The sequence below is a fragment of the Candidatus Methylomirabilota bacterium genome (assembly GCA_035315345.1).
Classification (GTDB): Bacteria; Methylomirabilota; Methylomirabilia; order Rokubacteriales; family CSP1-6; genus CAMLFJ01.
The window spans coordinates 1-13,825 of the sequence record DATFYA010000088.1 but is presented as its reverse complement, the minus strand read 5'-3'; the positions used below and the strand labels follow the sequence as shown (position 1 = coordinate 13,825).

The following is a 13,825-nucleotide window of genomic DNA, read 5'->3' as shown; positions in this document are numbered from 1 at the left end:
GGGATCGCGTAGATCGGTTACGCCATCCGGCGGCACCGACCCTGCTGCGATTAGAGGCACCCGGCCCGCCCCCCTACGGCGCACCGGATGCCTCTGAACGCGGCTGGTTAGTCGGCCTCAGCCTGCTTGTTGCGGAGCTTCCGTCGGCTGAATACGCCGAGACCAGTCAGGGTGCTGCCGAGCAGCACGAGCGTGGCCGGCTCGGGGACGGGCGTGAGGTCGTGACTCTGGGTGAACTCACTGATAAACGAGTTGTTTCCGAACTGGATGTCCTTGCGGATGAAGATCTGCGAGTCCGGATCGAAGCTTGCCGCCAGGTTGGAATTTGGGCCGACCACCAGGCTGGCAAGCGGGGTCCCGCCGCAGACGCCATTCACGAACGGATCGGCGCAGGCGACCTCGCGGATGGTCACGTTCTCGCCCGGGTTGAAAAGATCGATACCGTTGAGTGCGGCTGCGCCGCCGCTGGCAGTGACGGTGTAGGAGAAGAGAATGTCCGCCAGGCTGACCGGCGACGGGTCGTGAGCGACCTGGAAGTTCAGGTTCACGTCCTGTCCGACGGTGGCGGAGAGGGGGCTCAGAAAGATCGTCACCCCGGTGAACCCAGCTGCCGCTACCGAGAAGTCACTGAACGTCAGACCTCCCTGGGTGCAGCCGGAGGGACCGAGGGCGGTGACGTTGCCTGCGCCGATGCAGGAGATCGCCTCCGCGGGTGTGCCGACGAGGGCGACACCCATCAGCGTGACGATGACGACGAGTGCAACTGCGACAATTCTACCCATAGTTTCATTGACCTCCTTACGCGGGTGGTCCGACGGCTTCGACAGCATGGAGAGGAGACGGAAACAAGTTATGTGCCACTAGGCGACGGAGGGCCGTTGACCACCGGAGCCTAGTAGGGAAAACAAATTCCACAATGCAGGAACCAAGAAAACACGGACATCGGGACTGGAGGACGCGCCTGATGTTCGCCGCGTACGAAGAAGTGCCGGGAATCGGACACACCTCGCCGCCGCCGTCGCGGCGAGTACTTCCGGAAGTTACCGAGTAAGATCGACCACCGAATGCTCCTCGCCGAACCAGATCGGCGAGTGGGACAGATCGATGAAGCGCTTCTCGTCCACCAGCAGTCGGCGGCCGGCCTCGCGGCCTTCCCTGGTGCTGCCCGCTCGCGCGAAGTCGTCGACGCTGTCCCACCAGAGCTCGGCGATGCCGTCGAAGTCGTCGGGCGCACCCCGGTGGGCGCGCAGGGCCTCGCTGAAGGCGGATCGCAGCGTGTGGACCTGCACGTAGCGCTTCATCCCGAGGGCGGGGGCCAGCTCCCGCACGAGCGGACCGTGCGAGTCGAGCCAGTAGCGCTGGAACTCCTCGCGCGAGAGGTGCGGAAGGCGCCGAAGGCAGAAGACGAGCTTGATCATGACGGGCTCGGCAAAACTTTTCTCAGGAAGCAATGTGCATGACCGATCGGCCAGTCCTCGGCCCGCGCGTACATCTCATAGCCGAGCCGGGCGTAGAAGCCCGGCGCCTGGAAGCTGAAGGTATCGAGGAAGACGTGGCGGCAGCCCCGCTCGATCGCGCGTCGCTCGGCCGCATCCAGGAGGCGCCGTCCGTGTCCCTGGCCGCGCAGCGACTCGGCGACCCACAGGATGCGCACGTGCAGGGCGCCCCCCCAGATCAAGCCCAGCAGCCCGCCCACGATCTCGTCGCCTCCGTCGTACAGGAAGTAGTTGACCGGCGAGTAGGCGGTGAGCCCGGTGACGGCCAGGTTGTAGGCGTCCAGGTGATCCATCACGACCTGCTTGAGGGACTGAGACGCGTGCGGGTTGGACACCATCCGGATGTCGGTCATGGCCACGGCCTCCTCGGCCGCAGCAGGCTAACATGCACCCGAAGAGGCGGCAAATCACGCTCTCCATGCTCGCCCGCGGCGGCCCGGATCGGGTAGGATACCGGGCGTGACGACGTCCCCGCGCGACGCCGACGTGCTGGTGGTAGGGGCCGGGCCGGGCGGCTCCACCGCCGCGACCTTCCTGGCCCAGGGCGGCCTTCGCGTCGCGCTGGTGGAGCGGGAGGCCTTCCCGCGCTTCAAGGTCGGCGAGTCGCTGATCCCCACCTGCATGGACATCTGCAGGCGCCTCGGCGTCCTCGACCGCGTGCTCGCCCACGGCTTCCAGATGAAGTACGGAGCGACCTTTCACGACCAGGAGCTGGGGCTCGAGACCACGTTCGACTTCCAGCCGGGGCGGCCCTGGCCCTCCTTCACCCTCGACGTTCACCGGGCGGAGTTCGACCAGCTCCTGCTCGAGCACGCCGCGTCGCAGCCCGGGGTGACTGTCCACCAGCCTGCCACCGTGGAGAAGGTCGTCTTCGACGGCGACGGGGTCACCGCCCGGCTCAGCGACCGCGACGGCGAGCGCGCGCTGCGCGCCTCCTTCCTGGTGGACGCCAGCGGCCGCGACGCCTTCCTGGCTGCCCGCCAGGGCCAGCGCAAGCCGCGGCCGGGACTGGGCAAGGTCGCCATCTTCGCCTACTTCCGCGGCGCCAGGCGCTTCCCGGGCCGGTCGGAAGGCAACGTGCGCCTCTACATCTTCCCGGAGGGATGGTTCTGGTACATCCCGCTGACGCGCGACGAGACCAGCGTGGGCTGCGTGCTGCACCAGCGGGTGGTGAAGGCCCGCCGCGGGACCCTGTCCGAGCTCTTCGACGAGATGGTGGCCCGCTGCGAGAAGATCTCGGAGAACATGCGGGGCGCGGAGCGGGTCACCGAGCTCTACACCACCTCGAACTTCGCCTACTCGATCGAGCCCATCACGGGCGACCGCTTCGTGTGCGTGGGCGACGCGGTCGCCTTCGTCGATCCGATCTTCTCTCCCGGCGTGTTCCTGGCCATGCAGACCGGCGAGCTGGCCGCGGGGGCGATCCTCCGCGCCTTCCGGGCCGGCCGCTTCGAGGCGCGCCGATTTCGCGGCTACGAGCGCGCGGTGCGCCGCGGGACGAAGCCGTTCGAGCGCTTCATCGAGTCCTACTACGATCGCGCGTTCCTCGAGGTCTTCATGCGCCCGAAGAACGTGCTCGGGGTGGTGCCCGCGGTGACCGGGGTGCTGGCCGGCGGATCGTTCGGCCTGCTTCCCCGGCGGCTGCACCTGTCGCTGTGGTTCTTCCACCAGGTCGTGCGCGTCACGCGCTGGGCGAATCGGAGGCGCGGCGTCATCCTCGAGTCCCGCCTGGACTGGTAGGCGGCCGGCCATCGATCTGATGTCCGCCCGGTCGCTCGCTCGACGCCGGCCTCGTGGGCTACCGTGAGCACTGAGCCCGGGCTCGCCGCGCCGGCGCCCGAGCCGGCCACGCAGGTCGCCAACCTCGACGGCAGCGCCACCGACTACTTCCCGATCGAGTGCACCGAGCCGCGGCTGCTCGTGCTGCTGCGCGAGATCTTCGAGGAGCATTGGGCCGAGGTCATCTTCGGGCCGTGCATCGAGGGCGCGGTCTTCGAAGGACGGTTCGTGGAGCGGCCGCGGGTCAGCCTCCTCGACGGCTACGTCACGGTGCAGATCGCGGGCCGCGAATCGTGGCATTTCCACCTGTGCATCGGTCTGCACGCCGGCTCGCCTGGGCTGCCCACGCCGCCGGCTCTGGCCCAGTGGCGCCGCTGCGCGCGCGCCGCGTTCTTTCAGAGCCGCGATCGCGCGGGGCGGCCGAGCGCGTGGGGGGCGCGCCTGTGGAACGGGCGCGACGAGCAGATGCTGACGATCTTCTTCCCGAACCCCTGGATCGACCCGACGCGCGGCCACTACGTCGACACGCCGGACTGGTCGCGCCTGCGGCTCTGGATGGAGCTGCGCGCCCGCCACGCCGGGGTGCCCGCCGAGGCCCCGCCCGTCGACGCGGCGCCGCCGCGCACCCATTGAGATAGAATCGCGGCCATGGACGGCGTGCACGATCTGGGCGGGATGCAGGGCTTCGGGCCGGTGGAGCGGGAGGAGAACGAGCCGGTCTTCCACGCCGACTGGGAGGCCGCGGTGCTCGCGATGATGCGGGCGGCCGGCTCGCGCGGCCTGTTCAACATCGACGAGTTCCGCCACGGCATCGAGCGGATGGCGCCGGCGCACTACCTGCGGGCCACCTACTACGAGAAGTGGCTCGACGGCGTCACCCGGGTGCTGGTCGAGAAGGGCGTGGTCGGGGCCGAGGAGCTGGCCGGCCGCCTGGCCTTCTTCGGCGAGCGTCCCGACGCCGCCGCGCGCTCGGCCGTGCGCGGGCCGCTGCCCGAGCGCGGCACCGCCAATCCGGGCTGGGTGCAGGACGTGATCCGCGAGACCGGCGCCACCCCGCGCTTCGCCGCGGGGGACCCGGTGCTCACCCGGGACATGCACCCCCGCGGCCACACCCGACTGCCTCGCTACGCTCGGGGCAAGCGCGGTGTCATCCACTGCTGCCACGGCATCCACGTGTTCCCCGACACGAACGCCCACGGTCAGGGCGAGCAGCCGCAGCCGCTCTACAGCGTGCGCTTCGACGCGCGCGTGCTGTGGGGTGAGTCGGCCGAGCCCAACCAGGCCGTCCACATCGATCTCTGGGAGAGCTATCTCCTGCCCGGGAGGTGATCCGCGATGGGCAAGAACCATCCCAACGTCGATCCGTACATCGTCTCGCGCGTGCGCGCGCTCGAATCGCTGCTGCTCGAGAAGGGCATCCTGGCCCCCGACGCGGTGGACCGGGTGGTGCAGCGCTACGAGTCCGACACCGGGCCGATGGTGGGGGCCCGCGCGGTGGCGAAGGCCTGGACCGATCCGGGGTACCGGCGGCTGCTGCTGGACGATCCGCGGGCCGCGCTGGCGCGCTTCGATCTCGACTACGCGATGCTGATGGTGGTCGAGAATACCGAGGCGACCCACAACCTCGTGGTGTGCACGCTCTGCTCCTGCTACCCGTGGCCGGTGCTGGGGCTGCCACCCACCTGGTACAAGATGCCCGCCTACCGCTCGCGCGCGGTGAGCGAGCCGCGCGCCTTGCTGCGGGAGATGGGACTCGAGGTGCCGGAGCGACGCGAGATCCGGGTGTGGGACTCGAGCGCGGAGATGCGCTACATGGTGCTGCCGCAGCGGCCGGCCGGCGCCGAGGGGCTCTCGGAGGCCGAGCTGGTCCCGTTGATCACGCGCGACGCGCTGATCGGCGTGGCGGACGTGCGGCCGTCCCCCGCGGCCGCGCGCTGAGGGGCGCCGGCATGTACGAGCGGCGGCGCAATATCGTCATGCGCCGCGACGGCCGCCGCGTGAACGTGGCGCGCTTCCGCGGCCAGCTCCTCGTGTGCGCCACCGGCTGCTGCTGTGGGCGGACCGAGGACGGCTTTGCTGCAGTGCCCGCCGAGACCTTCCACCGCGAGTGGGAGCGGAGGCGGCTGCGCAACGTCGTCCACCTCACGATCGGAGGCTGCCTCGGCCCCTGCGCCCTTGCCAACGTGGTCCTGCTGCTCTTCGACGGACAGGCCCAGTGGTTTCACTCGATCGATTCGGACGCCCTCGCGATCGCGCTCTACGACCACGTCGAGGCGATGCTCGCGGCCGACAGCTGTCTGCCCCCGTGCGCCGCGCTGGCGCCCTATCACTTCACCGCCTCGGCCTGGCAGCCACGCCCCGACGGGCAGCCAGTGGACGACGTCCGCCTCTGGCCGCCGCGCGCGGCGCACCAGTGCGCGGCCGCGCCCTCGGGGGTGACCGCGGAGGGCGAGGCCCTGTCGGTGGATCGCGTCGTCGCCATCATGGAAGGACGCGCCGCCTTGCCCCGGAAGAACGGCGAGCTGGTCTTCGAGGAGCCGTGGCAAGGCCGCGTCTTCGGGATGGCGGTGGCCCTGCACGAGCGTGGCCTCTACGAGTGGGAAGAGTTCCGCCAGGGCCTCATCGCCCACATCGCCCGGGCCGAGCGTCGCCCCGGGCCCTTCAGCTACTACGAGATCTGGCTCCAGACCTTCGAGGCGCTGCTGGCGGCCAAGGGTCTGGTCGCGCCGGCCGAGCTCGAGGAGACCACCTACCAGTTCGAGTTCGGCGAGCGGGACGACGTGTTCTAGCCGGTCGGGGCTCTGCGGTAGGTCGACCGGCGGGCGGGGGAGCGGGAGGGCCCTGCCGGGAACACGCTGAGTCGCGATCCGCTTGGGCGGCATGACGGGCCACGAGACGGGGTGCCGCTGCGCTTCGCTTGCGCGCAGAAGACACGGTTCCCGGCAGGGCCCCCTCCCGCTCCCCCGCCCTTTGCGTCCTCTCCGCCGCCCCCAACCACCCCGCCCACTGAAGAATTGACAACAGTCTGCTGATGCTCGATCGCGCTGTTGCGTTGGTTGCGGAATTGCGGCGGCGCACCGGGTGGGGGGCCGGGGGATGTCCGCCCGGGAAGCGTGACTTCTGCGGGTAGGCGAAGGAGAGCGCGCTCTCTCGTGGCTCGTCATGCAGCCCAAGCGCGGCGCGACTCAGCGTGTTCCCGGGCGGACGTCCCCGGGCTCCCCACCCCGGCGGGTGACCGCGGTCAGCGGGCGGAGGCGGTGGTGGTCGTGGCGGGCGAGGAAGAAGAGAGCGCGTCGAGGGTGGGCATCAGCAGGCCCACGAGGCGGACGGGCAACCCGCTGGTGAAGTGGAAGCGCCCCGCCTCGGGACCGGGCACGTACGCGGTCACGGTGCCGAAGTACCGCTCGTCGAGCATGAAGACGAACGTGGCGGCGCGGCTCACCACCCGCGACTCGACGACCGCACCGTTCTTGGCGTAGACGAAGTAGCGATGGTCGCCGGTGCCGGTCTTGCCTCCCATGAGGTGCGGCGGCGCGCCGCCCGGCCGCGCCAGCGCCGGACGCAGCCCGCGCGCGGTGCCGACGTCCACGACCTGGGTCAGCACGCCGCGCATCACCGTGGCGATCTCGGGGGCCAGCACCTGGCTGGTCGGCTGCTCGGCGCGGCCCACGCGCGTCTCGTACGGCGTGCCCGTCGCGAAGTCCATGGTGTCCACCAGGACGGTGGGCTGACGCACGCCGTTGTTGACGATGATGCCCATCAGCTCGGCGAGCGCGGCGGGCCGGTCCCCCGAGCTGCCGATCGCGGTGGCCAGCGACGGGGTCAGCGACGCGAAGGGATAGCCGAGCCGCTCCCATCCGCGGTGCAGGTCCAGGAAGGCCTCGATCTCCAGCAGCGTCGCGATGCGGTGATCCTGGGCGTTGCGGTGCCGCGTGAGGAACAGCCAGTTGTACACCGCCTGGCGCTCGGCGCTGCTCGCGCGTACCACCTGACCCATCCCGGCGCCCGGGTGCCGCCGCAGATAGCTCACCACCCACAGCTCGAGCGGGTGCACGCGCGCCACGTAGCCGCGATCGGCCAGCGGCATCCCCTCGGGGGCGGTGCGCTCGTACAGCTCGTCCATCGCCTTGTCGGACAACCGGGGGGCGGGCAGGCGCGGAGCGATCAGCTCGCGGAACACCGCGGGGCTCACCTCCGGATAGACGGAGCGGAGCGCGGTGGCCAGACCGTGCGGCGTCACCCGGGCCCCGCTCAGCAGGCGATCGAGGGCGTCCGCGGCGGGCAGGCCCTGGTACTTCCGGTAGAAGCGCCGGACGAACTCGCTGCCCTCACGGTCCGCGAAGCGGCTCAGGTAGCGGTCCCGGCGCGGGTCGACCGGATTCTCCATCAGGAGCGCGAGCGAGCCGGAGGAGCCATAGAGGTGATTCCAGACCACGTCGCGCATCAGCCGGATGAACACGAGGTTCACCGAGTGCTGGAACGCCTCGCGGATGGTCATGATGCGCCGGTCGTCGTCGTGGTCGAAGTTGCCGAAGGTGTGGAGGCCGCCGCCCGTGAAGAACGCCTCGCCCGGGCTCGCGGAGTAGCGGCGCTCGAGCGACGCCTCCAGCATCGCCTGCAGGCTCCGATCCGTGCCGCGCGCGCCCCGGAGGTACTCGACGGCCCACGCGCCCAGGCGGTCGCGCGGATGGATCTTCACCGCGCCCAGCTCGGCGGGGGCGAGCCGCTGGTAGCGGTCGTGGAGCGCGGCGATCGCCTCGAGGTACGAGATGAGCGTGCGCAGCTTGGCGGTGGACCCCAGGTCGATGCGCGCGCCGCCGTTGATGTCCAGCGGCTGGTCGAGATTGTCGGTCTGGATGCGGACGCGGTTGGCGCCCGGGGTGCGCTCGTACAGGGTGACGCTGTAGAGCACGTGGGCGGGATCGCCGCCACCCAGCAGCTTCTCGCCCACCAGCCCGAGGCGCTCGATGGTGGCCGGGTCGCCCAGCGAGCGCAGCAGGCGCGCGGTGGCCTCCTGGGCCGGCGCATCGAGCGTGCTCCGCGCGGTCAGGTCGAGCCGGTCCAGGTCGTAGAGCGCGGGCGTCCCCAGCATGCCCGAGATGCGGGTGCGCACCAGGTTGGCGCCCTTGCGCTCCACGAAGGCGGCGGGCGGCCCGCCGCTGCCGCGCCGCAGGTCGAGTCGCCGGGCGAGCGCGGCATCGCGCAGGCCCGCGTCGATCACGCCCGCGCGGGCCATCACCCGTAGATAGCTGTCGGTGAATTCCTCGAGGCCGGCGGGATTCTCGACCAGGTAATAGTACGGGCGGCGGGCGGCCAGGATCAGGCTGAGCGCGCGCTTGAACACACGCGCTCGCGCCGCGTCGGGGCCGGCGGGCCGCGCCGCAAGCAGCGCGTTCGCCTCCGCGAAGTCCATCCCGTACCAGATCTCGAGGCCGTCGCCGAGCCCGTGCACTTCGCCGTGGCCGGGGGCGGCCGCGAGGGGCAGAGAATCCAGATAGTCGACCACGATCTGGCGGCGGGTGGCGTGGGTGGCCGCGCCGTCCTTGTAGGCGCGCAGGCTCGCCGACAGCATCTGCCGCAGCTTGTCGGCGGGCGCGCGCGTGCGCCCGTCCGGCGAGTGGCGCATCTTCTCGAGCTGGGTCGGCAGCGTGCTCGCCCCGATGGAGTGGCGCTCGCCCCCGAGCCGGCCGATGGTCTCCACGCCGACCGCCTTGGCGAGCCGGCGCCAGTCCACTGCCGGGTTGTGGTACGGCTGCCGCGCGTCGAGCAGCTCGCGGTTCTCGATGAAGAGCAGGGTGTTGATCAGGAGCGGCGGCACGGACTCGAAACGGCCGTAGACCTGCTCGGGATAGCGCGTGACGTAGAGCGCCCGCCCCTCGCGGTCTACCACCGCGAGGCCGGCCCGCGTCTTCTCGTGGTAGGGCGGATAGAGGCCCCACGCCGCGAAGTGCGCGAGGCTCCTCGACATCCGGGCCTGCTGCTCCACCCGATAGCCAGCGGCGTCGAGGCGGTCCACGAAGTCGACGAGCCGCGTGTAGCCCAGCCGCTCGTCGTACGGGCCGGAGCGCGGCACCTGCGGCGAGGGATTCGGCCCCGGCTCCACGCGGTAGGTGAGCATGCGGGCCGCGGTCGAGAGGAAGAGCGCCTGCATGGTGGAGGTGCGCGCCTCCGCGAGCGCGGCGAGCACGATGATCGACACCAGCACCGGGACGAGGACGGGCGGGCGATGCAGCTGCTCGCGCAGGCGCCCGATCCACGGCCGCGGGCGGCGGGCCCGCCGCGCGAGCACGTCGCTCAGGACGCCGGTGGCGAGCGCGGTCTGGGAGGTCGGGCGGGGACCGGACAGACGCCTCAGCGAGAACCGACCAATCAAGTCTGCCACTGCGTGGTCAACTGTCCGTCGACTTCGGACGTTCCTCTGAGCAACCGTCGCATACTGGGCACCGCACCTGCGTCGCCGTCAGATCGATGGCGAGCCAGAAAAGTCTAGCACGCGCTCACACCACGCCGCCACCGCGAGCAAGGCGGCGTCCCGACCGCGCGCGGCCACCAGCTGGACCGCGTGCGGCAGCCCCGCGAACGAGACCGCGCCGGGCAGCGAGCACGCGGGAACGCCCGCGAAGCTCCACGGAGCGCAGAACCACGGATCGCCGGTGGCGAGGCCTTCGGGCGCCGTCGACGCCGCGGTCGGCGAGAGCAGCGCGTCGTGGTCGGCGAGCAGCGGCGCCACCTCGGCGCGAAACGCGAGTCGCTCGCGCTGGGCTCGCACATACGCCACCGCGGGGCGGGCGAGTCCGTCCGCGATCAGCTCGCGCGTGCGCGGCCGGTACTCGGCGGCGTGGGCGCGGTAGAGGTCTTCGTGATACGCGGCGGCCTCGACCTCGAGCACGACCCGGCCGGCCGCGTGCAGCGCCGCGAAGGAGGCGGGCAGCTTCACCTCGTGCACGGTGGCTCCGGCCCGCGCGAGGCGCCGCGCGACCTCGCGCACCGCCGCGGCCACCTCGGGCGTCGCGCGCTCGAGCAGCTCGGGAGCGAGGGCCAGGCGCGGCGCGGACGCGGCGGGCGCGTCGAGCGCCCGAGCGGCCAGCACGCCCGCGGTGAGCGTCACGTCGGCCACCGCGCGGGCGAAGATCCCGACGTGGTCGAAGCTCCACGCGAGCGGCACCACCCCCTCGGTCGGGATCAGTCGATGCGTGCCCTTGAAGCCGATCACGCCGCAGTAGGCGGCCGGGCGCAGCACCGAGCCCACGGTCTGGGTCCCCAGGGCCAGCGGCGCCATGCGCGCGGCCACCGCCGCCGCGGAGCCGGACGACGATCCGCCCGCCGTGTGGGCCACGTTCCAGGGATTGCGCGTGGGTGCCGGCTCGAAGTACGCGAACTCGGTCGTGTGCACCTTGCCGAGCACGATCGCGCCAGCCGCGCGCAGACGCGCCACCGCGGTGGCGTCGTCGACCGGACGGATATGGAACGCGGGCCCGGCGCCGCACGTCGTGGGCATCGCGGCGACGTGGAAGATGTCCTTGATCGCCACCGGCACGCCGTGCAGCGGTCCCCGTCGATGTCCGGCGCGGGCTTCGGCCTCGCGCTCGCGCGCGGTCGCGCGCGCGCCCGCCTCGTCGACGTGGGCCCACGCGCGCACGTGGCCGTCACGGGCGGCGATGCGGGCGAGGCATGCGTCGACGACTTCGACTGGTGAGAGTGCGCCTTCCGCGATTCGCGCCGCCGCGACGGCGGCGGAGAGGGAGGACGGATCGTCGCGATCCATGGGCGAGAGATCATGACGGCGCGGCGAGCGGGCTGTCAAGACGCATCCTCTCCGCAGAAAGTGCAGGAGGAGCCAGCTACCGTGCGAGAGGGCATTTCGTTGCCCAGCCACGGAAGGGCGCGGGGTGTCACCCCCGCGTCATTCCCGGGAAGCGCTGGATTCTGCGCCGCATTTTCGTTGGTACAGGACTTGCCGCCAGTAGCGAAGTACGGATCAGGCAGGTCGAGCGGCGAGTGTACGGAACGGGGTTTCGGTCCCTTCTCCACCGACGCGTCGGCCCGGATGCTCCCGCCCGGCCTGCCTGGTCACGGAAGACGACGGAGCCGTACGAGGCCGACAGGAGGAATCGATGAAGCTCGAGCAAGACACCTTTCGCATCGAACTGCGCTCCGCGAAGCTCTGCGTGGAGCTCGATTGCAATACCGTCTTCGACGCCCGCATGTACCGGCACTGTCCGACCTGCGCCAGCGTCGAGTCCTATCCGCTCGAGACCTGGCTCAATCGCGAGCGCTCGCGCAAGCCGGTGCGCGCCACGTTCAGCGTCGATGCCGCGCCGAAGCCGGCGTCCCGCTCGCGCTTCATCGAACGGCTCCGCAGCACGATGCCCGATCCCGTCCGCGCGGCGGTCCCGGTGCCGCTTCCCCTGCGGACCCAGCGCCGCGCCGTCTGAATCCTAACGACACGAACCGGAGGCCGATAGCCGTGCGAACGATCCTGGTGGTGGACGACGACCCGTGGGTGCGGATCCTGGCTCGCGACATGCTGGCCGATGAAGGCTACCGAGTGCTCGAAGCGTCCGACGGTCAGGATGCGATCCGGGTCGCGGCCCAGCATCCGGGGCCGATCCATCTGCTGCTGACCGACGTGGTGATGCCCGGCCTGAACGGCTGCGAGCTGGCCAGCGGGCTCACCGCGCTGCTGCCCGGCATCAAGGTGATGTTCATGTCGGCCTACGACCGCGACTTCCTGGTCGCGCGCGGTCTCGTCCCCACCGGGCCGGTCATCACGAAGCCGTTCACGGTGGAGTACCTGTCGCGGCGCGTGCGCATGGTCCTCGCTGACCGGTCCACTGCCGCGACCGCGCCGCTCACCGGGCGCGCGGGCTAGACCGACTCGCGCGTCGTCCAGCAGACGCGTGGACGATTGACGGGCCGGCCCGGCTCGTTGTAAGAGCCGGGCATGCTCCGCCATCTCGCGGGCCGACGCGGCTCCGCGCTCGCCCTCCTCGCGTGCGCGCTCGGCGCCGGATCCACGGCCGCGTCGTCGTGCGGCACCTCCGCGCGCCCGCTCGCCACGCCGACCACGCTCGTGCTCTCGGGCGGCGGCGCCAAGGGCGCCTACGAGGCCGGGGTGGCCGCGTGGCTCGTGGAGCGCGGGCTGCCGATCCGCCTGGTCGCGGGCTCGTCGGCGGGCGCCCTGAACGCGGCCATGATCGCCGCCGGCCGGACGGATCGACTGGAGGCCCTCTGGCGCGAGCTCACTCGCGATCGCGTGTACTCGCTGCGCACGCGAGTGCTCTTCGGCGGGCTCCTGCCCGGCTGGCTGACCTTGCTGATCCTGGACCGTGCCGGCTCGCTCTTCGATCCGGCTCCGCTGCGCGAGTTGATCGCCGAGAGCCTCGACCTCGAGCGTATCCGCGCCTCCCCGGTCCGCCTCCTCGTGGTCACCACCGACCTGGCCCGCCGCGAGCAGCGCCTCTTCGACAACGCGACCGTGACGCGTGAGGCTCTCATGGCGGCCGCCGCGGTGCCCGGGGCGTTTCCCGCGGTCGACGTCGAGGGCGCGCTGCTGGTCGACGGCGGCCTGACCGGCCGCGCGCCGGTGCTGGAGGCGCTCGCGGCGGCGCCCGACGTCGAGCGGGCGGTGGTGGTGATGAGCTACGCGGCCGAGGAGCGCGGCGCCCCGCCCACCACCGTGCGGCGAGCTCTCGAGGAAGCCTTCGAGATGGGGATGATCCACCAGATCCGGCGCGACGTCGAGCTGGCCCGTCTGAAGTTCCCCGCCGCGGAGGTGCACCTGCTGGCCCCGTCGGCCCCGCTGTCGCTCCGGCCGCTCGACTTCGATCCGGCCGGGATGGCCCGCGCGCTGGAGCGCGGGCGCGAAGATGCGCGCGCCTGCCTCAGCGGCTGGGCGACGCGCTGATCTGCACGGTCTCGCTCTCGCGCACCAGGAAGTGCACGCGCCGGTTGCGGCTCTGGCAGGCCGCGCGGCGCTCCGCGCACCGCGTGCCGTCCTCGCCGCGCGAGACCACCGTGATGCGGCTCTCCGGGACGCCGTGGCCGACCAGGTACTGCATCACCCACGTGGCGCGCCGATGGGCGAGCGCCAGATTGGCGGCGCGGGCGCCCACCGCATCGGTGTACCCCTCCAGGATCACCAGCTGGCTCGGATTGGACTTGAGCCACGCGACCGCCGCGTCGAGCGACGCCAGGTCGCGCCGCTCCACCTGGATGTGGCCGGAGGCGAAGTGGACGTCCTTCAGCTCCTCGCGCGGGGCGAACTCGGCGATGCGCTCGGGATCGGGCGCCGGACCCGCCGCGTCCGGCGCGGAGGCTTCCGGCACGGGGGCGGCGTCGGGCCAGGTGGGCGCGAGAAGCGGAGTGGCCGGTGCCGCCGGCGGCGCGGCGCCGGCGGCCACGGTGGGTGCGGGTTCGTGACGTGCGGCACAGCCGACCGCGAGGAGCGTCACCGCCGTCGCGCCCAGCACGAACGAGATCCGACCAAGTAGCGGCATGATCGCGGCTCCGACTCAGGCCAGCTCGTGTCGCTCGGTGAGGCGGTCGTG

Annotated in this window: 14 protein-coding genes; 8 read left to right on the top strand and 6 right to left on the bottom strand. The window is 71.6% G+C overall.

Annotated elements, in window-relative coordinates; translation table 11 throughout:
• Window positions 1-107: 107 nt before the first annotated feature.
• From VKN16_11135 to VKN16_11125, 3 genes are all read right to left on the bottom strand, one after another.
• A complete protein-coding gene (locus VKN16_11135; protein HME94757.1) occupies window positions 108-830 on the bottom strand; it encodes a PEP-CTERM sorting domain-containing protein in 723 nt (240 codons plus the stop codon).
• Between the two features lie 210 nt (window positions 831-1,040).
• Window positions 1,041-1,418, bottom strand: coding sequence for an EthD domain-containing protein (locus VKN16_11130; protein HME94756.1), 378 nt, complete (start codon window positions 1,416-1,418; stop codon window positions 1,041-1,043).
• Entirely contained in the window at window positions 1,415-1,849 is a 435-nt protein-coding gene (locus tag VKN16_11125) for a GNAT family N-acetyltransferase (protein HME94755.1), read from the bottom strand. The genes VKN16_11130 and VKN16_11125 overlap by 4 nt, the downstream gene beginning before the upstream one ends.
• Window positions 1,850-1,955: 106 nt before the next feature.
• Here VKN16_11125 and VKN16_11120 point away from each other — a divergent pair, with 106 nt between their 5' ends.
• From VKN16_11120 to VKN16_11100, 5 genes are all read left to right on the top strand, one after another.
• Window positions 1,956-3,236 carry an NAD(P)/FAD-dependent oxidoreductase gene (locus tag VKN16_11120; protein HME94754.1) on the top strand — a complete coding sequence of 427 codons (1,281 nt, stop codon included), beginning with the start codon at window positions 1,956-1,958 and terminating at the stop codon, window positions 3,234-3,236.
• A gap of 63 nt (window positions 3,237-3,299) precedes the next feature.
• Window positions 3,300-3,908, top strand: coding sequence for a hypothetical protein (locus tag VKN16_11115; GenBank protein HME94753.1), 609 nt, complete (start codon window positions 3,300-3,302; stop codon window positions 3,906-3,908).
• Between the two features lie 15 nt (window positions 3,909-3,923).
• Window positions 3,924-4,604, top strand: a complete 681-nt coding sequence (gene nthB / locus VKN16_11110; GenBank protein HME94752.1) for a nitrile hydratase subunit beta — start codon at window positions 3,924-3,926, stop codon at window positions 4,602-4,604.
• Window positions 4,605-4,610: 6 nt separating this feature from the next.
• Complete coding sequence (gene nthA / locus VKN16_11105) at window positions 4,611-5,213, top strand: nitrile hydratase subunit alpha (GenBank protein HME94751.1); 603 nt, start codon at window positions 4,611-4,613, stop codon at window positions 5,211-5,213.
• Between the two features lie 11 nt (window positions 5,214-5,224).
• Window positions 5,225-6,064 carry a nitrile hydratase accessory protein gene (locus VKN16_11100; GenBank protein ID HME94750.1) on the top strand — a complete coding sequence of 280 codons (840 nt, stop codon included), beginning with the start codon at window positions 5,225-5,227 and terminating at the stop codon, window positions 6,062-6,064.
• 452 nt (window positions 6,065-6,516) lie between these two features.
• Here the strand turns inward: VKN16_11100 and VKN16_11095 are convergent, their stop codons facing one another.
• Window positions 6,517-9,657: a transglycosylase domain-containing protein gene (locus tag VKN16_11095; protein ID HME94749.1), complete on the bottom strand. Its 3,141-nt coding sequence runs from the start codon at window positions 9,655-9,657 to the stop codon at window positions 6,517-6,519.
• Between the two features lie 78 nt (window positions 9,658-9,735).
• A complete protein-coding gene (locus tag VKN16_11090; GenBank protein ID HME94748.1) occupies window positions 9,736-11,040 on the bottom strand; it encodes an amidase in 1,305 nt (434 codons plus the stop codon).
• Window positions 11,041-11,389: 349 nt separating this feature from the next.
• On the opposite strand from VKN16_11090, the gene VKN16_11085 reads away from it, so the two are divergent.
• The 3 genes from VKN16_11085 (at window position 11,390) to VKN16_11075 (ending at window position 13,182) form a co-directional block, all read left to right on the top strand.
• Window positions 11,390-11,710 (top strand): hypothetical protein, encoded by a 321-nt coding sequence (locus VKN16_11085; protein HME94747.1) that lies wholly within the window; start codon window positions 11,390-11,392, stop codon window positions 11,708-11,710.
• Window positions 11,711-11,742: 32 nt separating this feature from the next.
• Window positions 11,743-12,147 (top strand): response regulator, encoded by a 405-nt coding sequence (locus tag VKN16_11080; GenBank protein ID HME94746.1) that lies wholly within the window; start codon window positions 11,743-11,745, stop codon window positions 12,145-12,147.
• A 72-nt stretch (window positions 12,148-12,219) separates the two neighbouring features.
• Window positions 12,220-13,182 carry a patatin-like phospholipase family protein gene (locus VKN16_11075; GenBank protein HME94745.1) on the top strand — a complete coding sequence of 321 codons (963 nt, stop codon included), beginning with the start codon at window positions 12,220-12,222 and terminating at the stop codon, window positions 13,180-13,182.
• Here the strand turns inward: VKN16_11075 and VKN16_11070 are convergent.
• The gene (locus VKN16_11070) at window positions 13,160-13,774 is read right to left on the bottom strand and encodes an OmpA family protein (protein ID HME94744.1); all 615 of its coding nucleotides are present in this window, start codon (window positions 13,772-13,774) and stop codon (window positions 13,160-13,162) included. The genes VKN16_11075 and VKN16_11070 overlap by 23 nt on opposite strands.
• Window positions 13,775-13,825: the final 51 nt, after the last annotated feature.

Excerpts from the sequence above, each read along its gene's own strand:
- VKN16_11135 (HME94757.1), bottom strand. The coding sequence starts at position 830 with ATGCTGTCGAAGCCGTCGGACCACCCGCGTAAGGAGGTCAATGAAACT.
- VKN16_11130 (HME94756.1), bottom strand. The coding sequence starts at position 1,418 with ATGATCAAGCTCGTCTTCTGCCTTCGGCGCCTTCCGCACCTCTCGCGC.
- VKN16_11125 (HME94755.1), bottom strand. The coding sequence starts at position 1,849 with ATGACCGACATCCGGATGGTGTCCAACCCGCACGCGTCTCAGTCCCTC.
- nthB (HME94752.1), top strand. The coding sequence starts at position 3,924 with ATGGACGGCGTGCACGATCTGGGCGGGATGCAGGGCTTCGGGCCGGTG.
- nthA (HME94751.1), top strand. The coding sequence starts at position 4,611 with ATGGGCAAGAACCATCCCAACGTCGATCCGTACATCGTCTCGCGCGTG.
- VKN16_11100 (HME94750.1), top strand. The coding sequence starts at position 5,225 with ATGTACGAGCGGCGGCGCAATATCGTCATGCGCCGCGACGGCCGCCGC.
- VKN16_11090 (HME94748.1), bottom strand. The coding sequence starts at position 11,040 with ATGGATCGCGACGATCCGTCCTCCCTCTCCGCCGCCGTCGCGGCGGCG.
- VKN16_11085 (HME94747.1), top strand. The coding sequence starts at position 11,390 with ATGAAGCTCGAGCAAGACACCTTTCGCATCGAACTGCGCTCCGCGAAG.
- VKN16_11075 (HME94745.1), top strand. The coding sequence starts at position 12,220 with ATGCTCCGCCATCTCGCGGGCCGACGCGGCTCCGCGCTCGCCCTCCTC.
- VKN16_11070 (HME94744.1), bottom strand. The coding sequence starts at position 13,774 with ATGCCGCTACTTGGTCGGATCTCGTTCGTGCTGGGCGCGACGGCGGTG.